This is a genomic window from Mycobacterium barrassiae, assembly GCF_025822765.1.
Taxonomy (GTDB): domain Bacteria; phylum Actinomycetota; class Actinomycetes; order Mycobacteriales; family Mycobacteriaceae; genus Mycobacterium; species Mycobacterium barrassiae.
Genome location: NZ_JACKUK010000038.1, coordinates 1 through 20,531 on the forward strand (window position 1 = coordinate 1; position 20,531 = coordinate 20,531).

The following is a 20,531-nucleotide window of genomic DNA, read 5'->3' on the forward strand; positions in this document are numbered from 1 at the left end:
GCATCCTCCACGGCTGCCTGCGCCACCGCACCGCATACGACGAGCAGACAGCATGGTCGCACCGCCAAAACATCCCCACCGCAAAGGCCGCTTGACAACTTGCGCACTTGGGATGTCTAACCGGAGGCGAAGAGGTGCCGCAGATACGCATCCGGCGCGGCCAGGAAACGGCGCCAGTGCGACACCATCGGCAGGTCGTCCCATGTGCATACGTGGCGGCCGTGGTCGCCGAACTCGAGAATCGTCGCGCCGGGAAAGGCCGCGAGCACCGGTGAGTGGGTGGCCAGCAAAACCTGCGAGCCGTCGGCGACGAGCGAGTCCATCAGCACCATCAGTTGCAGGCATGACTGGAACGACAGCGCGGCCTCGGGCTCGTCGAGGATGAACAGGCCGCGTTCGGTGTCCCGCGACGACAGGTACGCCAGAAACGACTCGCCGTGTGAGCGCGCGTTGAGGGCCCCGCCGAAAACCTGGTGCGGGGTGTTGCCGTCCACTTCCGTGAACAACTGGTGCATCGCCTCGGCCCGCAGGAAACAGCCGCCGGCAGGCGGCGGGAACTCGCCCTCCAGCCGCACCGCCCAGTGCAGGTCGCTGTCCTCGTCGCCCGCACGTGGTGTCCAGTGTTTGACGGCGCCGCGCAGCCTTGCGGACCACGCGGCGGCGACGGCTTCGAGCAGCGTCGACTTTCCCGAGCCGTTCTCGCCGACGATCACGGTGACCGGCGTATCGAGCACCAGCGGCTCCGTGGCGAGCTGCGAGATGGCCGGGATATCGAAATACCAGGGATCCAAAGCCTTCTCGGCATCCACCGATACCTGCTGCAGAATCAATCGCCGTCCTCCCACAGACGCAGATAGTGGTCCATGCGGTCGTAGTCGGGTGCAATGCCGTAGGCGTCGAAGAACTCGACTCGGAAGTTGCCCCCGTAGTTGTACCGCAGCGACCATTCCGCGACAGCAAGATCCGCCCACCGGTCGGCGACGCCGAGATCGCCGAGGTCGACGTGGCCGCGACACCGGCCATCGTCGTCGATCAGGGTGTTCGGCGCGCACGCGTCGCCGTGGCACACCACGAGCCGGTCGACATCCCGCGCGTCGGTCACCCATGCGGGCGCTCCGAACGGACAGTCCGCGACGGGCAGCGTGTCGTGTATCAGGCGAAGCCCGGCGCCGATCGCTCGCGCCGCGGTGCGCAGGTCGCCCAGCCACCGCGGATCGACCGCGCTCGAACCCGCCAGCCCCGCGGTGTGCAGCCAACCGTCGCCCGCGCCCAGCACCCGCGGCACCCGCAGGTACGCCGAGGCCCACTCGAGCCGACGGACTTCGGCGGTCAGCAGGTGCGCCCACTGCGGCGGTAGGACCTTGACGTACTCAGATCCGTCCGCGACGGAGAAGGTGACGCCGCCGAGTTCGTTGACCCACGTAGCGGCCACCGGGCGGCCCGCCGCGATGTCTTCGACGACGGAGGGGATCGCCACCGGTTCGGTAGGCCGGGTCACGCGACTAGGCTGCCTGATGTGGAGCCGGTATACGGAACAGTCATCCAACTAGCCAGGTTGCTCTGGCGTATGCAGGGGCTGACGTTCACCGTCACCGGTGTCGAGCACCTGCCGGTAGAGGGCGGGGCCGTCGTCGCCATCAATCACACCGGATACCTCGACTTCACCTTCGCCGGGCTGCCCGCCTACCGGCAGGGCCGGCATCGCAAGGTGCGGTTCATGGCGAAGAAGGAAGTCTTCGATCACAAGATCACGGGTCCGATCATGCGCAGCCTGCGCCACATCGAGGTGGACCGCGACAGCGGCGCCGCGTCGTTCGACGAGGCCTGCCGCAAGCTCAAGGAGGGCGAGCTGGTCGGCGTCTACCCGGAAGCCACGATCAGCCGCAGCTTCGAGATCAAGGAGTTCAAATCCGGTGCCGCGCGGATGGCGATCGCCGCCGACGTGCCGATCGTCCCGCACATCATCTGGGGCGCACAGCGGATCTGGACGAAGGGCCACCCGAAGAATTTGCGTCGGCCCAAGGTGCCGATCGCGGTGGCCGTCGGTGAACCGATCTATCCGACGTTGCCACCCGCCGAACTGACGGCCTTGCTTCATTCGCGGATGCAGCATCTGCTCGAACGTGTTCAGGACGAGTACGGTCCCCATCCACCCGGCGAGTTCTGGGTGCCTCACCGGCTCGGTGGTTCTGCACCGTCGCTGGCCGAGGCGAACCGGATGGACGCCGAGGAGGCTGCGGAGAAAGCGGCTCGCCGGGAGCAGCGGGGGCCTGCGGGAGCGTCGGGGTAGTCCGAATGGAGCCGGTTTTCCGCACATTGGAGATCGCAGTCAGCACGGCCACCAAAGTCATCGGTAGCCGGATCACCTATCTCGGTCTGGAGAACATCCCCAAGCGGGGCGGCGCCGTCGTCGCGATCAACCACACCGGCTACTTGGACTGGTACCCCGCGGCGCTCGCGGCGTATCAGGTCCGGCGCCGGCTGCGGTTCATGATCAAGTCCGAGATGCAGCAGGTGAAGATCGTCAACTTTCTGATCAAGCATTCCGGCACCATCCCGGTGGACCGCGAGGCTGGGGCCGCCGCCTACGCCGCCGCCGTCGAGGCCCTGCGCGCGGGCGAGCTCGTCGCCGTGTATCCCGAGGCCACGATCAGCCGTAGTTTCGAGCTCAAGGAATTCAAGACGGGCGCTGCGCGGATGGCGCGTGATGCGCAGGTGCCCATCGTCCCGACGATCGTGTGGGGCGCACACCGGATGTGGACCAAGGACCACCCACGGAACCTGGGCCGCAAGAAGATTCCGATCACGGTGGCGATCGGCCCAGCGGTCTACGCCGCGGCGACAATCGACGAGACCAGCGCCGCAATGCGGAAAGAGATGAACAAGCTGCTGCACATGGTGCAGGAGACCTATCCGCACCCGGAGGGGGCGTTCTGGGTGCCTCACCGGCTTGGCGGTTCGGCGCCGACGATGGAAGAGGCCAAGGTGCTCGAGGCCGCCGAGCTCGCCGAACGGGCGCGCAAGCGGGCCGAGCGAGAGACGAAAAGCCGCCGGTGACATCACCTTTACTCATTGCCTCCGATGTGGACGGCACGCTGCTTACCGACGACGAGAAGATCACCGACCGCACCCGGGCGGCCCTGACGGCGGCGGTCGACTCCGGAACCCGATTCGTGCTGGCCACCGGTCGTCCGCCACGTTGGGTGGCGCCGGTCGTCGACGCCTTGGGCTTCGCGCCAATCGCAGTGTGCGCCAACGGTGCCGTGATCTACGACCCGTCGATCGACCGCATCGTGTCGGCTCGGACTCTGTCGGAGGAGATGCTCGCGGAACTCGCCGAGATCGCCACCCGCGTCATCCCCGGCGCTGGTCTTGCCGTCGAACGGGTGGGGGAGAGCGCGCACGACGCCGCCACGCCGCAGTTCGTGAGCTCGCCCGGCTACGAGCATGCGTGGCTCAACCCCGACAACACCGAAGTGTCGATGGAAGATCTGCTGAGTGCGCCGGCCATCAAGTTGTTGATCCGCAAGGCGGGCGCGCAGAGCGCTGACATGGCCGCCGCACTGGCCGAACACATTGGCCACCAAGGCGATATCACGTACTCGACGAACAACGGCCTCATCGAGATCATGCCGCTTGGCATCAGCAAGGCCAGCGGGGTCGCCGAGGTGGCGGCGCCACTGGGCATCACGGCGCGGGACATCGTCACCTTCGGCGACATGCCCAACGATGTGCCGATGCTGGCATGGGCGGGACACGGCGTCGCGATGGGCAACGCGCATCCGGATGCGTTGGCCGCGGCCGACGAGGTCACCGGGACCAACGCCGAAGACGGCGTGGCGCGGGTGCTCGAGCGCTGGTGGGGCCTGAACGACCGCGAATGATTTAGGTCGGGCTGATCGGCGGTGTGAACCGCTCCAGCTGGACCGGTGTGTGGTCGGACACCGACCTGGGAAGTTCGGTGGCGATCCCGTCGATAACCCGTGTGACGGTGCCGTTTTCGCGATCGAAGTTCAGTGTGCCGTGCTGGAAGTTCTGCACGATCCACAGCGGTTCCTGGATTTCGGCGCTGGTCGGCAGGCCCAGCGCGCCACGCTCGAAGCCCAGCGCTCCCCACGCCTTGTAGATCTCGCCGGTGACCGGTTCGGCTCCGCTGGTGGGCGACCAGTAGATGGCGCCGTTCTCGAAGTTCGCATATCGGGTCGGGCCTTCACCGGAGGCCTCGGGCGATTTCGGGGCACCGAGGAAGCTGTTGGGGCCGCCCAGCGACTGCCAGCGGGCGTAGATCGCTCCGCCACGCAGTGTCTCGGCAAGGTCGGCGGGACCCGGTGGGTTGTTGAATCGCGCTGCGATACTGCGGATCTCGTTCATCAAGGCGTACGCCGCATTGCCCGGACATTCCGTGATGCCGACGTCGCGGTGCGTGAAGATGGTCGGCAGTGCCGGCGTGGCGCCGAATGGGAACTTGGAGAACGAACTGCCCGCCGAGGCGAGCACCACGGTCCCCAACGGATCGATGTGATCAAGGCCGAGGCGCCAGCCGAGCAACCTGCCCGTGTTGGTCAGCTGAACCGGCGTCGGCGGGATCTGGTCGAAGTTGCCCAGCATCGCCACACCCCAGGTGTCGCGGTTGAAGCCGCCGGTGTGGGCACCCTCGACGGGTTTGTCGATGCCGCCTGCGCGGCCCTCGAAGACCTGGCCGTACTTGTCGACCAGTGCGTTGTAGGCGATGTCGCACCAGCCCAGAGTGCGGGTGTGGTACTCGTAGATCGACCGGATGATCCCGGCCGAATCCTCGGGGGCGTAGTCGTTGCTTCCCGCGGTGTGGTGAACGATTCCGGCGCGGATTCCCTTGTCGTATTGCGGGTTCGGGCACCGCATGGTCTCATCGGCGCCCCATCCGGCGCGGTTGATTATCTGCGGCGGTACGCCGGGCGCCGTGACCGCCGACGGCAGCGGTATCGCGTCCACCGGCGCTTCCGGCGGGCTGATCAGTACGGCGTTGACGTTCTGGCTGAACGGCTGCTCGACGTTGGCGGGTACATATCCCAACGGCGGGCGGTCGTCGGCGGGTGGCGGTGTCGGAGTAGCCGGACGGGTGACCGCGATCTGCACCGTGTTGGTGCGGCCGACGAACACCGGCTCGGTGCCGTGCAGTCCGCCGTCCACCGGGGTGTCGGGGCCAAGCCCGACCATGGGCTCAGCTTCGTACCACGGACCCCACGTCCCATCGGCCCGCTTGGCGCGCACCCGGGCCGAGGTGCCCGTCAGGTCCTCAGCGGTCAGTGCGACCAATGAGAACGGGGTGTCCTGATGGATCTCGCGGATCGTCTCCCCGCCACCGAGGCCGGTCAGTGGCTGCTGCGCGACCTGTGGTGCGGTGGCCGACGGATCGTTGTCAACCCCGGGAATGCCGAAGATCGCCATCGGCAGGACGACGGCCGTCGCCGCGATGGCGGTGAACAGCATCGACGGCAGCGGACGGCGACACGACACAGGCTGATGTTACGTATGAGTCAGCTGTTACTAATGTTTCGACACGGCTTCAGCGCCACTTGAGTGCGGGTTGAAATCGACCCGCAACCTGCAACGGCACCGCAGAGCCAGGGTGAGGGGCTTCTGCGGTGCCGTTCGGTAACAGGACTACTCGGTTAAGGCGCTCCCGCGGGTTTACGCACCAGCGCCGGTCGACGCCGCTGCTGCTGCAGCCGGGGCCGCCGCCGCTGCCGCTTCGGCCGCCGGGGCCGCCGCAGCCGGGGCTGCTGCCGCCGCGGGCTTGACGGCCGACATGATCGCGGGCATCACCATGCCCTTGAGCAGGTCGATCGCCTGGCCGGCGCCCAGCTGGTTGGCCATGCTCGACAGGTCGCCGATGATGCCACCGCTGCCGGTGCTCGCCGGCATGGTCGCCAGCGACGGGTCGCCCATGATCGGGTACGTACCCACGGCCGGATCCAGTCCGATCGGCGCCGAGATCGGGATCTCGCCTGGCGCGGGCAGCGCGCTGGAGGAGATCGGCGTCAACCCGGGGGTGGCCAGCGCGTCGGGCGTGGTCAGGCCGGGCGTCGTCAGACCCGTGGCGTCGGCGGTCGGGCTCGTCAACGCGGGGTTGGGCAGCGTCGGATTGGTCAGCGCCGGGTTGGCCAGCGCCGGATCGGTCAGCGAGGGCGCGGTGAGCCCGGGCGTCGTGAGTTCAGGAGTGGTCAACCCGGGTGTGGTCAGTCCGGGGGTCGTGAGCGACGGCGACGTCAGCCCCGGGGTGGTGAGGGCCGGTGACGTCAGCCCGGGCGAGGTCAGCGTCGTGGGCGTGCTGGCGCCGGTACCCGTGAGCACACCGGTGGGCATCGGCGGCAGGTTGATGCCGAACTGCGAGAGGCCCTGCGACAGTGCGGACAGCAGCTCGTTGGGCAGGTCGGTGATCTCGGCGGCCTGCACGAACTCGCGCTTCTGCGGCTGCGGCTCGATGCTTGCGGACAACTCGGATACGGCGACCATTGCGGCTGGACTCGCGACTGCCAGGGCGGCGACTGCGCTCAGGGCTGTCGAAAGCCTGCGTCGACGTCGGTTCGGCACGGAAGTCTCCTCAATACATGGATTACGTCTGGTAGGTCTCGTACGCGTTCGACGGTACTGGTGTTACTGGTGTGACTAAAGTGACGATGCGGAATCGTGAGCCAATCTTGACCTGAGCACTTTGTCGGATTCGGGGCGGACCGTGGCTGTCGGATACCCTTGCTGCCGATGACAGCTCGTTTCGATCTTTTTGTCGTCGGTTCCGGTTTCTTCGGTCTGACGGTTGCCGAGCGTGTGGCATCTCAGCTGGACAAGCGTGTTCTCGTGGTCGAGCGGCGCCCGCATATCGGCGGTAACGCGTACTCGGAGCCCGAACCGCAGACCGGCATCGAGGTCCACAAGTACGGCGCACACCTGTTCCACACCTCCAACAAGAGGGTGTGGGACTACGTGCGCCAATTCACCGACTTCACCGACTACCAGCACCGCGTCTTCGCCATGCACAACGGGCAGGCCTACCAGTTCCCGATGGGCCTTGGTCTGGTGTCGCAGTTCTTCGGCAAGTACTTCACCCCGGACCAGGCCCGCCAGCTGATCGCCGAGCAGGCCGCCGAGATCAAGAGCGAGGACGCCCAGAATCTCGAAGAGAAGGCCATCTCGCTGATCGGCCGCCCGCTCTACGAGGCATTCGTCAAGGGCTACACCGCCAAGCAGTGGCAGACCGATCCCAAGCATCTGCCTGCGTCCAACATCACCCGGCTGCCCGTCCGGTACACGTTCAACAACCGCTACTTCAACGACACCTACGAGGGTCTGCCGGTCGACGGCTACACCAAGTGGTTGGAGAACATGGCCGCCGATGACCGCATCGAGGTGCGGTTGGACACCGACTGGTTCGAGGTCCGCGACGAGCTGCGCGCTGCAAATCCCGACGCCCCGGTGGTCTACACCGGACCCCTCGACCGCTACTTCGACTACGTCGAGGGCCGGTTGGGTTGGCGCACACTCGATTTCGAGCTCGAAGTCCTCGACACCGGCGACTTCCAGGGCACTCCCGTCATGAACTACAACGACCTCGACGTGCCCTACACCCGAATCCACGAGTTCCGACACTTCCATCCCGAACGGGACTATCCGGACGACAAGACGGTGATCATGCGGGAGTTCTCCCGCTTCGCCGACAACGACGACGAGCCCTACTACCCGATCAACACCGAGACCGACCGCGCCCTGCTCGCGGCGTACCGGGAGCGCGCGAAGGCCGAGACGGCGTCGAACAAGGTGTTGTTCGGCGGACGGCTGGGCACTTATCAGTACCTGGACATGCACATGGCCATCGCCAGCGCATTGAATATGTACGACAACACCCTGGCGCCGCACCTACGTGACGGCGCACCCCTGGCTACCAACGGCACAGAAAGCAGCAGCGCATGAGTGACATCCCGTCCGGCGCGCTCGACGCCGGCGACACCAGGGCGGTCAGCCTCCTCGCCCGTGTGATCCTGCCGCGCCCCGGCGAACCGCTCGACGTCCGGAAGCTCTACATCGAGGAATCGGACACCAACGCCCGCCGCGCCCACGCGCCGACGCGCACCACGCTCGAGATCGGCGCGGAGTCGGAGGTGTCGTTCGCGACATACTTCAACGCCTTCCCCGCCAGCTACTGGCGCCGGTGGTCGACGCTGGAGTCGGTGGTGTTGCGCGTCGAGCTCACCGGCACCGCACGCGTGGACGTCTACCGATCCAAGGCGACCGGCGCCCGCATCACCGTCGGCGGTGAAGAGGTGTCCAGCGGACCCGACGGGGACGCTCGCGCCACCGTCGAATTCGACATCGACCTCTCGCCGTTCGAAGACGGCGGCTGGATCTGGTTCGACATCACCACCAACACCAAGGTGACGGTGCACAGCGCGGGCTGGTACGCCTCCAAGCCCGCGCCGGGACGGGCCAACGTCGCGGTCGGAATCCCCACCTTCAACCGACCTGCGGACTGCGTCAACGCGCTCGCCGCATTGACGTCGGATTCGTTGGTGGACGAGGTGATCACCGCGGTGATCGTCTCCGACCAGGGCACCAAGAAGGTCAAGGACAATCCGGGGTTCGCGGCGGCTGCCGCCGCACTCGGCAACCGGCTGTCGGTGCACAACCAGCCGAACCTCGGCGGCTCCGGCGGCTACAGCCGGGTGATGTACGAGGCGCTGAAGAACACGGACTGCGAACAGATCCTGTTCATGGACGACGACATCCGCGTCGAGCCCGACTCGATTCTGCGGGCACTCGCGTTGAACCGGTTCGCGAAGACTCCGACGCTCGTCGGCGGCCAGATGCTCAACCTGCAGGAGCCCAGCCACCTGCACGTGATGGGCGAGATGGTCGACTCCGAGAACTTCATGTGGACCAACGCCGTCAACACGGAGTACGACCACAACTTCGCCAAGTACTCGCTCAACAACGAAGACGAGTACCGCAGCAGGCTGCTGCACCGTCGGATCGATGTCGACTACAACGGCTGGTGGATGTGCATGATCCCGCGCCAGGTCGCCGAGGAACTCGGCCAGCCGTTGCCCCTCTTCATCAAGTGGGACGACGCCGACTACGGACTGCGGGCAGGCGAGCGCGGCTATCCGACCGTCACACTGCCCGGCGCGGCGATCTGGCACATGGCGTGGAGCGACAAGGACGACGCCATCGACTGGCAGGCGTACTTCCACCTGCGCAACCGCTTGGTGGTCGCCGCCATTCACTGGGACGGCAAGATCTCCGGACTGCTGGCCAGTCACCTGAAGGCGACGATCAAACACCTGCTGTGCCTTGAATACTCGACCGTTGCCATCCAGAACAAGGCGATGGACGACTTCTTGGCAGGACCCGAGCACATCTTCTCGATCCTCGAGTCGGCGCTGCCCGATGTGCGCGCCATGCGCCAGGAGTATCCCGACGCCGTCGTGCTGCCCAGCGCGACCGCGCTGCCGACGCCGTCGGACAAGAAGTGGCGCAAGAAGGTGACCATCCCCACCAATCCACTGTCGATCTCGTGGCGGCTGGCCCGAGGGGTGGTGCACCAACTCAGGCCGCACGACCCTGAGCATCACCGTCGCCCGCAGATCAATGTCGCGACCCAGGACGCCCGCTGGTTCTCGCTGTGCAAGGTCGACGGCGTCACGGTCACCACCGCCGACGGCCGTGGGGTCGTGTACCGGCAGCGCGATCGTGCGAAAGCGGCTGAGCTGCTTCGTGAGTCACTCAAGCGACAGGCGCTGCTGGCCCGCAGGTTCAACCGCATGCGCAAGGTGTACCGCGAGGCGGTGCCGGTGCTGACGAGCAAGCAGAAGTGGGAGAGCGTGCTGCTCCCCGAGGCCGATGGCTGAGAAACCACGTGGCGAAGAGGCCGTGCTGGTAGCCGTGCAGTCCGCGCTCGCCGATCGACGGGGCGTCCTGCCGGCCGCCAGGACGCTGTCGCATTTCGGTGAGCACAGCATCGGCTGGCTGGTGGTCGCGGGGCTCGGCGCACTGCTGTCGCCCGCGCGGCGGCGGGCATGGCTGGCCGCCGGGGTGGGTGCATTCGCCGCCCACGCGGCCGCTGTGGTGATCAAGCGCGTAGTGCGCCGAGAACGTCCACATCACCCCGCGATCGCCGTGAACGTGGGTACGCCGAGCCGGCTGAGCTTCCCGTCGGCGCACGCCACGTCCACCACCGCGGCGTCGGTCCTGTTGGGCCGGGCCACCGGCCTCCCGTTGCCTGCGCTCCTCGTGCCACCAATGGCGTTGTCCCGGTTGGTGCTCGGTGTGCACTACCCGAGCGACGTGGTCACCGGCGTGGCGGTCGGCGCGGCGGTCGCGAAAGCGGTCACCATGGTGACAGAGCGGGGCGAAGGAGTCCGATGAGCATCTCGAGCGAGAGCAGTGCAGAGAGCGCGCCGCATATGAGTCAGGAACCCGCGCAGGAGAAGGGCCCACCCCGCAATCTGGTGACCGGGGTGTTCAAGGCGCTCCGCCCGCGGCAGTGGGTGAAGAACGTCCTGGTGTTCGCCGCGCCGGTGGCCGCACTCGGCGATGCCCGGTATGCCTACGACTACCGCGACGTACTGATCCATGTGCTGCTGGCATTCGCGGTGTTCAGTCTGGCCGCGTCGTGCGTCTATCTGGTCAACGATGCCCGCGACGTCGAGGCGGACCGCGCACACCCGACCAAACGGTTCCGGCCCATCGCTGCGGGCGTGGTCCCCGAGTGGCTGGCGTACACCCTGGCCGTGCTGCTCGGCATCGCGTCGTTGGTGATCTCCTGGATCGTCACACCGAACCTGGCGGTCGTGATCGCGATCTACATCGCGATCCAGCTGGCGTACTGCTTCGGTCTCAAGCACCAGCCCGTCATCGACATCTGCATCGTCTCGTCGGGCTTCCTGATCCGCGCCATCGCCGGTGGCGTCGCCGCGGATGTACCGCTGTCGCAATGGTTCCTGCTGATGATGGCGTTCGGCTCGCTGTTCATGGCGGCGGGCAAGCGGTACGCCGAACTCCAGCTGGCCGAACGCACCGGGGCCAAGATCCGCAAGTCGCTGGAGAGCTACACGAGTTCGTATCTGCGCTTCGTCTGGACGTTGTCGGCGACGGCGCTGGTCCTCTGTTACGGCCTGTGGGCGTTCGAGCGTGACGACACCGGCGGCACGTCGTGGTTCGTGGTGTCGATGATTCCGTTCGTGATCGCCATCCTGCGATACGCCGTCGACGTCGACGGCGGTATGGCCGGCGAGCCGGAGGAGATCGCGTTGAAGGACCGGGTGCTGCAGCTGCTGGCCCTGGCGTGGATCGGAACCATCGGTGCCGCCATCTTCCTCAGCTGAGCGGGCACGCCCCCCAATCGTCGCGCGGATCGCCTGGATCGACAATCTCGGCGACCGGCTGTCGCGGCTGCCCGTCTTTCCGTACGACGTCACGGTCCGAATCAGCCTATGGGTCAGCGTGGTCGTCGTCGCGGCGCTGTTCGGCTGGGGTGCCTGGCAGCGGCGCTGGATCGCCGACGACGGACTCATCGTGCTGCGCACGGTCCGAAACCTTTTGGCAGGCAACGGGCCGGTGTTCAACGCGGGCGAGCGCGTCGAGGCGAACACGTCGACGGTATGGACCTATCTGATCTACCTCGGGGCGTGGATCGGCGGCCCGGTACGGATGGAGTACGTGGCGCTGTTTCTCGCGCTCGTGCTGAGCGTGCTCGGAGTCGTCTTCGCGATGCTCGGTGCCGGCCGACTGTACGCACCGAGCCTGCAGGGTCGACGGGCGTTGATGCTTCCCGCCGGTGCGCTGGTGTACATCGCCGTGCCGCCGGCCAGGGACTTCGCCACCTCCGGACTCGAAAACGGTTTGGTGCTGGCCTATCTCGGCCTGCTGTGGTGGATGATGGTCTGCTGGTCGCAGGCGTTGCGTGCCCGCGGGCCTGCGGCACCGATGCAGCGCGGAGGTCCCCCCACCATCCGCAGGCAACCTTTCGGCTCGCCGTCGGCACAGCCACGCACCGTCAGCAGAACGTTCGACGCCGCACTGGCTTTCGTCGCCGGGCTGAGTGTTCTGGTGCGGCCCGAGCTCGCGCTGATCGGCGGGCTGGCACTGGTGATGATGCTGATCGCTGCGCGGGACTGGCGGCGACGCGGGCTGATCGTGTTCGCGGGCGGCCTTCTGCCCGTCGGGTACGAGATCTTCCGAATGGGCTACTACGGCTTGCTGTTTCCCGGCACCGCGCTTGCGAAGGACGCCACGGGTGCCAAGTGGTCTCAGGGATTCACCTACCTGGCCAACTTCAATGCGCCCTATCTGTTGTGGGCGCCCGCGATCCTGTTGGTCGGACTTGCGGCCGTGGTGATGGTCACCCGCGGGCGCCCGTGGGGGATCCGCCACACGGTGACGCAGGGCCGCGGATGGTTGGCCCGCATCGTGCAAAGCCCGCAGGCTGTAGTGCTTTTCATGCTCGTCAGTGGTCTGTTGCAGGCGCTGTACTGGATCCGCCAGGGCGGTGACTTCATGCACGGACGGATGCTGCTCACGCCGATGTTCTGCATGTTGGCGCCCATCGCGGTGATCCCTCTTGTCCTTCCCGACGGCGCCCGAATGGCCCGTGGCGCAGGCTATTTGTTCGTCGGCGCCACCAGCGTGTTGTGGGTGTCGATCGCGGGATGGTCGCTGTGGGCGGCGAATTCGAGCGGAATGGGATCCGATGCGACCCGCGTGACGTACAGCGGCATCGTCGACGAGCGACGGTTCTACGCGCAGGCGACGGGCAATCCGCACCCGCTGACCGCCGCCGACTATCTCGACTATCCGCGGATGCGTGCGGTGATGACCGCATTGAACAACACGCCCGACGGCGCCCTCTTACTGCCGTCGGGCAACTACGACCAGTGGGATGTGGTGCCGGCCATCCCACCGCCGCCGGACGCGCCCGAGGACCGAAGCAACCGCCGAAGCGGCCCGCACACAGTGTTTTTCACCAATCTGGGCATGCTGGGGATGAATGTCGGCCTCGACGTCAGGGTGATCGACCAGATCGGATTGGCCAACCCGCTGGCCGCGCACACCGCGCGGCTGGAGGACGGACGCATCGGCCATGACAAGAATCTGTTCCCTGACTGGGTGGTCGCCGAGGGACCGTTCCTCAAGACGCGGCCGTTCATTCCGGCCTACCTCGACGAGGACTGGGTCGCGCAGGCCGAGGCGGCGCTGGAATGTCCGGCCACCGACGCGATGCTCAACGCCGTGCGTGGTCCGATGGGTCCGCGACGATTCTTCTCGAACCTGCTGCACGCCTATCAATTGACGCAGTACCGGATCGACCGCGTCCCGCTCTATGAGCTGGAACGCTGCGGCCTCGAGGTGCCTCCTCCGATCCGCGAGCCATACACGGGAATGCCGGCGACGGGGCCCTAGCCGCACTAGCCGTCAGTGACGCTGGTCACCGGTAACGCGGCCTGTTGATCGGCCGATAGACAAGTCGCGGGACCGCCGGTCACACGGCGCCTCACACACGAACGGATGGTAAGAGCTGTGCGAACCTGGCTTCGCCGCGCGATCGCAACGTGCGCGGTGGCCCTGACGATGCCCGCGATCGCTGTTGCGTCCAGTGCTGTGTCGGATGTCACACCCATGGCGAACGCGTTTTCCCGCGAGGGCCTGCCTGTCGAATACCTCGACGTCTACTCGACATCGATGGGTCGCAACATTCGCGTGCAGTACCAGCCCGCGACCACACCCGTGCCGGAAGGCGCGCCCGCGTCGGAGGCGATCCGCGGGGCGAAGGCCGTGTACCTGCTCGACGGCATGCGGGCGCGCGACGACTACAACGGCTGGGATATCGAAACCCAGGCCTTCGAATGGTTTTTCGACTCTGGTGTCGCCACCGTCATGCCGGTCGGTGGGCAGTCCAGCTTCTACGCCGACTGGTATTCACCGTCGAGCTTCAACGACCAGCCCTATACATATAAGTGGGAAACCTTCCTCACCAATGAGCTGCCGGCGTGGTTGGCGGAGAACAAAGGTGTGTCGACGACCGGGAACGGCGCCGTCGGCCTGTCGATGTCCGGCGGTGCCGCCCTGGTTCTGTCGGCCCACCACCCCGATCAGTTCCGCTATGCCGCATCGCTTTCCGGCTTCTTGAACCCATCGGCGCTGTTCATGCAGCAGGCCATCCGCGTCGCAATGCTCGATGCCGGCGGCTTCAACGTCGACAACATGTGGGGTGCGCCATGGGACAGCGCGTGGAAACGCCACGATCCGATCAAGCAGGTGTCGCGCATCGTCGCCAATGGCACGCGGCTGTGGATTTACTGTGCACCCGGTGGTACGACACCGCTCGATGCGAATGCCGATCCGAATCAGGTGTTCAACGCCAACAGCCTCGAAACGATGGCTCTGAAGAGCAATTTGGATTTCCAATCGGCCTACCGAGAGGCCGGGGGCAACAACGCCACTTTTCAGTTTCCGCCAGCGGGTAATCACGCGTGGCCGTACTGGGGTGCGCAGCTGCAGGCCCTCAAACCAGACCTGATCGCAACACTCAAAGGCTGAGGAGCGCGACCAGGGACGATACACGCCGAATGGAGTCGCCACAGCTTTTTGTGGTTGACTGCACGGGCAACGCGGCTGGGTCCGTTCGGACATGTTCCGCGTGCGGCATACGACAGATGGGATAGATGAAGCATGAAGTTCGTTCGCAAAATCCGTGGCGCGTGGGTGCGCCGGCTCGCGGTTGCGGCAATGGCCGCGGCTGTGCTGCCCGCCCTCGTCAGCGCCGTCGGAGGCACGGCGACTGCGGGGGCTTTCTCTCGTCCGGGTCTGCCGGTCGAGTACCTCATGGTTCCGTCCGCAGGGATGGGCCGTGACATCAAGGTTCAGTTTCAAAACGGTGGGCCGAATGCGCCTGGCGTCTACTTGCTAGACGGCCTGCGTGCCCGCGATGACTTCAACGGGTGGGACATCGAGACCCAGGCATTCGAGTGGTACCTCGATTCCGGTCTCGCCACGATCATGCCCGTCGGTGGCCAGTCCAGCTTCTACAGCGACTGGTACAAGCCGGCTTGCGGTAAGGCAGGCTGCTCCACGTACAAGTGGGAGACCTTCCTGACCCAGGAGCTGCCGGCCTACCTGGCTGCGAACAAGGGTGTCAACCCGAACCGCAACGCCGCGGTGGGTCTGTCGATGGCCGGTTCGGCCGCGCTGACGCTGGCGATCTACCACCCGAATCAGTTCCAGTACGCGGGTTCGCTTTCGGGCTTCCTGAACCTGTCCGAGGGTTGGTGGCCGATGCTGGTCAACATGTCGATGGGCGACGCGGGTGGCTACGACGCCAACGACATGTGGGGCGCGACGGAGGATCCGAACAACGCGTGGAAGCGCAACGACCCGATGGTGAACATCTCCAAGCTGGTCGCCAACGGCACTCGCATCTGGGTGTTCTGCGGTAACGGCAAGCCCGCCGACATCAACGGCACGGGCGTCGCTGCCGGTGACAACTTCAACGCTGAGTTCCTCGAGAAGTTCACGTTGCGGACCAACAAGACCTTCCAGGAGGAGTACATCGCCGCGGGCGGTAAGAACGGCGTGTTCAACTTCCCGGAGTCCGGTACTCACAGCTGGGAGTACTGGGGTCAGCAGCTGCAGCAGATGAAGCCGGACATCCAGCGCGTGCTGGGTGCCACCCCGCAGCCGAGCACTCCCGTCGGGGACGCCGCTCCGGCCGAGGGTGCGGCTGAGGCTCAACCGGCGTCGGCGACGACTCAGTCCGAGGGCTGATCGACTCGGCGCGACAAAGCGTGAAGCCGGCGGCGGCGATCCTTCGGGGTCGCCGCCGTCGGCCATTTTCGGCGCGCCCGAATGCGCCGATGTGGTTGACTGCTGAGGGCCTGTGAGACGACCGTGAGGTGGGGCAGTTGATGCGTGGCGTGATCCGGATTTTCTTGACCGTGGTGCTGGGGGCCGGTCTGTGGACCGCGGGCACGTCGATGGCACCGACCGCCAAGGCCGACGTCGAAATGTTGATGGTCCCGTCGGCGGCGATGGGCCGCGACATCCCGGTCGCATTCTCCGGCGGTGGGCCCCACGCCGTCGTCCTGCTCGACGCGTTCAACGCCGCCCCCGATGTCAGCAACTGGGTGACCGCGGGCAACGCGATGGCGACCCTCGGCGGGCAGGGCATCTCGATCGCCGCCCCCGCGAGCGGTGCCTGGAGCATGTACACGAACTGGGAGCAGGACGGCAGCAAGCAGTGGGAGACGTTCCTGGCGACGGAGCTGCCCAACTGGCTGGCCGCCAACAAGGGCCTCGCGCCAGGCGGCCACGGCATCGTCGGCGCGGCCCAGGGTGGTTACGGGGCGATGGCCATGGCCACCTTCCACCCCGACCGGTATCGCTTCGCCGGTTCGCTTTCGGGATATCTGGCCCCGGAGCGCACCGGAGTCGACGGCGCCATCACCGCCGGGCTGCAGCAGTACGGCGGCGTCGACACCCGCAACATGTGGGGATTGCCACAGTTGGGCCGCTGGAAGTGGCATTCGCCGAACGTGCATGTGCAGCTTCTCGCCGACAACAACACCCGGCTGTGGGTGTTCAGCCCGACGACGGGTGGCTGCGACGCCCCGGCGATGATCGGTTACTGCGACATCGCGGCAGGTACGAACAAGGAGTTCTACCAGCACTACCGCTCCGTCGGCGGTCACAACGGCCACTTCGACTTCCCGGCCACCGGCAACAACGACTGGGGCGCCTGGAGCGGTCAGCTTGCCGCGATGTCGGGGGACTTGGTCGCCACGATCAAGTAGCGCCGCAAACCGGCAAACCGCGCGCGCTCTCAGGTTCTCCTTGGGTATCAGCCGGTACCTTGGACTTCGTGCAACGCTCGGTACGGCAATGGGTCGCCTCAGCGCCGCTCCCCGGATGGTTGGCAACCTCGGCGTCGACGCTGTTGGTGGCCTCAGCCCCGGCGTTGCTGACGGGATGTTCCGGTGCGGACATGATGGCCACGATGGGCATGCCCACCTCCGAGACGGCGATCGCGCACGGCGAGGCGAGCGCGGCGCCGGGACCGGCCCAACTCCACGGGCAGTCGAACGCACTCGTGGTGACGCCCCAACAGCGTGAGTATCTCGACGCGCTGCGGGCCTCGGGCGTGAAGCCGTCCAGCGACCTCGCCGCGCTGTCGATCGGGTCCTACGTGTGTCAGGCCCGGGCCGCCAGGCAGAACGATCAGGCGGTGTGGGATTTCGTGCTGCCACTTGTGCGAAGCGACGTCCGCGACGGCCGCCTGTCCTCGGTGGCACCATCGACAGGCGACGTCGACTCCGCCACCGCCGAGTACATTCGCATCGCGACCGAGCGACTCTGCTAGCAGTCGCGGCGCCGAGCACACCGACCAACGCACGCAAGGAGTACGAGAAACCCCATGCCCAAGACCAACCGGCGCAAACGGCACCGCATCCTGGGTCTCATCGCAGCGGTGGCGGTCTCCCTTGTCGTGGTGTTGGTCGTGGTGTTGGTCTGGGTTTGGCAGCGGTCGCCGGAAACCCCACCGGGTGCGGTCCCGCCCACGGCGACTCCGCCGGTAGGCATACCGCCGACGACCAAGAAGCCGCGCCCGGAGTTCCAGGACGCGAGTTGCCCCGACGTGCAGCTGATCTCGGTCCCCGGCACCTGGGAGTCCTCACCCCAGCTCGACCCGTACAACCCGACCCAGTTCCCGATCGCACTGCTGCTCAACGTCACCAACCCGCTTCGTCAGCAGTTCGACAACAGCCGGCTCGAGATCTACACGGTGCCCTACACCGCGCAGTTCCATAACCCGTTCGCCGCCGACAAGCAGATGTCCTACAACCAGAGCCGTGCCGAAGGGTTCGACGCGACGGTGCGGGCCATGACGGACATGAACAACCGGTGTCCGCTGACCAGCTATGTGCTTGTCGGTTTCTCTCAGGGCGCGGTGATCGCCGGCGATGTCGCCAGTGACATCGGCAACGGCCGCGGTCCCGTCGACGAAGATCTGGTGCTCGGGGTCGCGTTGATCGCCGACGGTCGTCGCCAGCCCGGTGTCGGTCAGGAGGTCGGGCCCAATGCGCCCGGGCACGGCGCGGAGATCACCCTGGACGAGGTGCCGATGCTGGGCGAGCTCGGCCTCGACATGACCGGACCGCGGCCTGGCGGCTTCGGGATGCTCAACAACCGCACATATGAAATATGTGCGTCCGGTGACCTGATCTGTTCAGCGCCCGAGTCGGCCTTCAACATCGTCCAGCTGCCGAAGACGCTCGAAGTGCTCAGCGGCGGCGCGGGCCAGCCGATCCACGCGATGTACAACACGCCGCAGTTCTGGAATCTTGATGGTGCCTCGGCACCGCAGTGGACACTGGGTTGGGCGCAGAGTGTGATCAATAACGCTCCGCACCCAAAACATGGCTGACCTGTAACCGCTGAGATTTGGACAGCGTCCGCAGGTCGCCTAACATTAAGAGAAAACTAAGAGCGGTGAGCGACGCGGAGCCGAAACGCGCAGGGTATTGGCCTGGCGCCGGTCCGCGCCTGCGCAATTGTGACTAACGGCTTCGCACGACGACGCTTTCGACAGGAGAGTGAGAATGGGGTTTCACAACCCGTTCCTGAAAGACGGACTGATCAAGTTCCCCGACAACGGCAGCCTGGTCAAGCACGTCGAGAAATGGGCCAAGGTACGCGGTGACAAGCTCGCCTACCGGTTCCTCGACTTCTCCGTCGAACGTGACGGGGTGGCCCGCGATCTCCACTGGGCGGACTTCGGTGCCCGCAACCGCGCGGTCGGCGCCCGGCTGCAGCAGGTCACCCAACCGGGTGACCGCGTCGCGATCCTCTGCCCGCAGAACCTCGAGTACGTGGTCGCGATGTTCGGTGCGCTTTATTCGGGTCGCATCGCGGTGCCGTTGTTCGACCCGTCGGAGCCGGGTCACGTCGGACGTCTGCACGCGGTGCTCGACGACTGCGAGCCGTCGGCGATCCTGACCACGACCGACGCTGCCGAGGGAGTGCGCAAGTTCTTCCGCAGCCGACCGGCCAAGGAGCGTCCCCGTGTCATCGCCGTCGACGCTGTGCCCGTCGAGGTCGGCGCGACCTGGCAGCCGGTGGAGGTCGAGCACGACACCATCGCCTACCTGCAGTACACGTCCGGATCGACGCGCATCCCGACCGGTGTGCAGATCACTCACCTGAACCTGGCCACCAACGTCGTCCAGGTCATCGAGGCACTCGATGGTGAGGAGGGCGACCGCGGTCTGTCGTGGCTGCCGTTCTTCCACGACATGGGCTTGATCACCGCCCTGCTGGCGCCCATGGTCGGTTACTACTTCACCTTTATGACGCCCGCGGCGTTCGTCCGCCGGCCCGGCCGCTGGATCCGTGAGATGTCGCGCAAGCCCGACGACACCGGCGGCGTGATCTCGGTGGCGCCCAACTTCGCGTTCGATCACGCCGCGGCGCGCGCGGTGCCCAAGGAGGGCGAGCCGCCGCTGGACCTGTCCGTCGTGAAGTGCATCCTCAACGGCAGCGAGCCGATTTCGGCGGCCACCGTGCGCAGGTTCAACGAGGCGTTCGCGCCGTACGGGTTCAAGCCGCAGGCCATCAAGCCGTCGTACGGTCTGGCCGAGGCGACGCTGTTCGTGTCGACCACCCCGATGGGTGACCATCCGAGGATCGTGTCCGTCGACCGCGAGGCGTTGAACACCGGCAGGTTCGTCGAGGTTCCCGACGACTCACCCACCGCCGTCGCGCAGGCGGGCGCCGGCAAGGTCGGCGTCGCCGAATGGGCCGTGATCGTCGATCCCGAAACGGCTTCGGAGCTGCCCGACGGCCAGATCGGCGAGGTCTGGATCAGCGGCCAGAACATGGGCACCGGCTACTGGAACAAAGAGGACGAGACCGCCGAAACTTTTCATAACATCCTCAAGTCGCGGACCAACCCTTCGCACGCCGAGGGCGCCACCGACGACGCCACTTGGGTGCGCACCGGTGACCTCGGCGCTTACCACGATGGCGAGCTGTTCATCACCGGTCGCACCAAGGATCTGGTGATCATCGACGGCCGCAACCACTATCCGCAGGACCTCGAGTACTCCGCGCAGGAGGCGACGAAGGCGCTGCGCACCGGATTCGTCGCGGCGTTCTCGGTGCCCGCCAACCAGCTGCCCGACGAGGTGTTCGAGAACGCCCACTCCGGGCTCAAACGCGATCCGGACGACACCTCGGAGCAGTTGGTGATCGTCGGCGAGCGTGCGCCGGGTGCGCACAAGCTCGAGATGGGTCCGATCGTCGACGACATCCGCGCCGCCATCGCGGTGCGCCACGGCGTCACCGTGCGCGACGTGCTGCTGACCGCCGCCGGTGCGATTCCGCGGACGTCCAGCGGCAAGATCGGCCGCCGCGCCTGCCGTGCCGCCTACCTGGACGGCAGCCTGCGCAGCGGCAAGATCGCCAACGATTTCCCCGACGAAAAAGACTGACGGCGAACACCTTTGAAT

The 20,531-nt window shown here is 66.4% G+C and carries 18 protein-coding genes; 14 read left to right on the top strand and 4 right to left on the bottom strand.

Translation table 11 applies throughout. The annotated features are described in order from the left end of the window. Positions 1–116: 116 nt before the first annotated feature. Together H7J93_RS25130 and H7J93_RS25135 are read right to left on the bottom strand one after the other, a co-directional pair. A complete protein-coding gene (locus tag H7J93_RS25130; protein WP_267309012.1) occupies positions 117–830 on the bottom strand; it encodes an AAA family ATPase in 714 nt (237 codons plus the stop codon). Beyond that, a complete protein-coding gene (locus H7J93_RS25135) occupies positions 827–1,498 on the bottom strand; it encodes a phosphotransferase (protein ID WP_267309013.1) in 672 nt (223 codons plus the stop codon). Before H7J93_RS25135 ends, H7J93_RS25130 begins: the two co-directional genes overlap by 4 nt. An 18-nt stretch (positions 1,499–1,516) precedes the next feature. Here H7J93_RS25135 and H7J93_RS25140 point away from each other — a divergent pair, with 18 nt between their 5' ends. Genes H7J93_RS25140 through H7J93_RS25150 form a run of 3 tightly spaced genes read left to right on the top strand, consistent with a single transcriptional unit; the run spans position 1,517 to position 3,884 of the window. Continuing rightward, positions 1,517–2,290, top strand: coding sequence for a lysophospholipid acyltransferase family protein (locus H7J93_RS25140; protein WP_267309014.1), 774 nt, complete (start codon positions 1,517–1,519; stop codon positions 2,288–2,290). A 5-nt stretch (positions 2,291–2,295) separates the two neighbouring features. Further along, a complete protein-coding gene (locus tag H7J93_RS29315) occupies positions 2,296–3,057 on the top strand; it encodes a lysophospholipid acyltransferase family protein (RefSeq protein ID WP_267309015.1) in 762 nt (253 codons plus the stop codon). After that, entirely contained in the window at positions 3,054–3,884 is an 831-nt protein-coding gene (locus H7J93_RS25150) for an HAD family hydrolase (protein ID WP_267309016.1), read from the top strand. Before H7J93_RS29315 ends, H7J93_RS25150 begins: the two co-directional genes overlap by 4 nt. A 1-nt stretch (position 3,885) precedes the next feature. On the opposite strand, the gene H7J93_RS25155 is transcribed toward H7J93_RS25150, so the two are convergent. Both H7J93_RS25155 and H7J93_RS25160 read right to left on the bottom strand, forming a co-directional pair. Beyond that, positions 3,886–5,469 carry an N-acetylmuramoyl-L-alanine amidase gene (locus tag H7J93_RS25155; RefSeq protein WP_276022416.1) on the bottom strand — a complete coding sequence of 528 codons (1,584 nt, stop codon included), beginning with the start codon at positions 5,467–5,469 and terminating at the stop codon, positions 3,886–3,888. Positions 5,470–5,670: 201 nt separating this feature from the next. Further along, the gene (locus tag H7J93_RS25160) at positions 5,671–6,573 is read right to left on the bottom strand and encodes a hypothetical protein (RefSeq protein WP_267309018.1); all 903 of its coding nucleotides are present in this window, start codon (positions 6,571–6,573) and stop codon (positions 5,671–5,673) included. 159 nt (positions 6,574–6,732) lie between these two features. Between H7J93_RS25160 and glf the strand changes: the two genes are divergently transcribed. The 11 genes from glf (at position 6,733) to fadD32 (ending at position 20,513) form a co-directional block, all read left to right on the top strand. Beyond that, complete coding sequence (glf, locus tag H7J93_RS25165) at positions 6,733–7,947, top strand: UDP-galactopyranose mutase (protein WP_267309019.1); 1,215 nt, start codon at positions 6,733–6,735, stop codon at positions 7,945–7,947. Next, complete coding sequence (locus H7J93_RS25170) at positions 7,944–9,881, top strand: glycosyltransferase (protein WP_267309020.1); 1,938 nt, start codon at positions 7,944–7,946, stop codon at positions 9,879–9,881. Before glf ends, H7J93_RS25170 begins: the two co-directional genes overlap by 4 nt. Further along, on the top strand, positions 9,874–10,398 hold the full coding sequence (locus H7J93_RS25175) for a phosphatase PAP2 family protein (RefSeq protein WP_267309021.1): 525 nt from the start codon (positions 9,874–9,876) through the stop codon (positions 10,396–10,398). The genes H7J93_RS25170 and H7J93_RS25175 overlap by 8 nt, the downstream gene beginning before the upstream one ends. A 38-nt stretch (positions 10,399–10,436) precedes the next feature. Continuing rightward, positions 10,437–11,357: a decaprenyl-phosphate phosphoribosyltransferase gene (locus tag H7J93_RS25180; RefSeq protein ID WP_267309043.1), complete on the top strand. Its 921-nt coding sequence runs from the start codon at positions 10,437–10,439 to the stop codon at positions 11,355–11,357. Next, on the top strand, positions 11,335–13,431 hold the full coding sequence (gene aftB / locus H7J93_RS25185) for a terminal beta-(1->2)-arabinofuranosyltransferase (protein ID WP_372508033.1): 2,097 nt from the start codon (positions 11,335–11,337) through the stop codon (positions 13,429–13,431). Before H7J93_RS25180 ends, aftB begins: the two co-directional genes overlap by 23 nt. Positions 13,432–13,536: 105 nt before the next feature. Continuing rightward, positions 13,537–14,568, top strand: coding sequence for an alpha/beta hydrolase (locus H7J93_RS25190; protein ID WP_372508034.1), 1,032 nt, complete (start codon positions 13,537–13,539; stop codon positions 14,566–14,568). A 132-nt stretch (positions 14,569–14,700) separates the two neighbouring features. Next, complete coding sequence (locus tag H7J93_RS25195) at positions 14,701–15,792, top strand: esterase family protein (RefSeq protein ID WP_267309022.1); 1,092 nt, start codon at positions 14,701–14,703, stop codon at positions 15,790–15,792. A 140-nt stretch (positions 15,793–15,932) separates the two neighbouring features. Continuing rightward, positions 15,933–16,817, top strand: coding sequence for an alpha/beta hydrolase-fold protein (locus H7J93_RS25200; RefSeq protein ID WP_267309023.1), 885 nt, complete (start codon positions 15,933–15,935; stop codon positions 16,815–16,817). Between the two features lie 68 nt (positions 16,818–16,885). After that, a complete protein-coding gene (locus H7J93_RS25205; RefSeq protein WP_267309024.1) occupies positions 16,886–17,383 on the top strand; it encodes a DUF732 domain-containing protein in 498 nt (165 codons plus the stop codon). 54 nt (positions 17,384–17,437) lie between these two features. Further along, the gene (gene culp6 / locus H7J93_RS25210; RefSeq protein ID WP_267309025.1) at positions 17,438–18,448 is read left to right on the top strand and encodes a carboxylesterase Culp6; all 1,011 of its coding nucleotides are present in this window, start codon (positions 17,438–17,440) and stop codon (positions 18,446–18,448) included. Between the two features lie 175 nt (positions 18,449–18,623). Continuing rightward, positions 18,624–20,513, top strand: coding sequence for a long-chain-fatty-acid--AMP ligase FadD32 (gene fadD32, locus H7J93_RS25215; RefSeq protein ID WP_267309026.1), 1,890 nt, complete (start codon positions 18,624–18,626; stop codon positions 20,511–20,513). Positions 20,514–20,531 lie beyond the last annotated feature (18 nt).

What these genes read in the sequence shown, in the direction of transcription:
- H7J93_RS25155 (WP_276022416.1), bottom strand. Translation starts at nt 5,469, where the DNA reads ATGCTGTTCACCGCCATCGCGGCGACGGCCGTCGTCCTGCCGATGGCG.
- H7J93_RS25175 (WP_267309021.1), top strand. Translation starts at nt 9,874, where the DNA reads ATGGCTGAGAAACCACGTGGCGAAGAGGCCGTGCTGGTAGCCGTGCAG.
- fadD32 (WP_267309026.1), top strand. Translation starts at nt 18,624, where the DNA reads ATGGGGTTTCACAACCCGTTCCTGAAAGACGGACTGATCAAGTTCCCC.
- H7J93_RS25190 (WP_372508034.1), top strand. Translation starts at nt 13,537, where the DNA reads ATGGTAAGAGCTGTGCGAACCTGGCTTCGCCGCGCGATCGCAACGTGC.
- culp6 (WP_267309025.1), top strand. Translation starts at nt 17,438, where the DNA reads ATGCCCAAGACCAACCGGCGCAAACGGCACCGCATCCTGGGTCTCATC.
- H7J93_RS25170 (WP_267309020.1), top strand. Translation starts at nt 7,944, where the DNA reads ATGAGTGACATCCCGTCCGGCGCGCTCGACGCCGGCGACACCAGGGCG.
- H7J93_RS29315 (WP_267309015.1), top strand. Translation starts at nt 2,296, where the DNA reads ATGGAGCCGGTTTTCCGCACATTGGAGATCGCAGTCAGCACGGCCACC.
- H7J93_RS25200 (WP_267309023.1), top strand. Translation starts at nt 15,933, where the DNA reads ATGCGTGGCGTGATCCGGATTTTCTTGACCGTGGTGCTGGGGGCCGGT.
- H7J93_RS25180 (WP_267309043.1), top strand. Translation starts at nt 10,437, where the DNA reads ATGAGTCAGGAACCCGCGCAGGAGAAGGGCCCACCCCGCAATCTGGTG.
- H7J93_RS25195 (WP_267309022.1), top strand. Translation starts at nt 14,701, where the DNA reads ATGAAGTTCGTTCGCAAAATCCGTGGCGCGTGGGTGCGCCGGCTCGCG.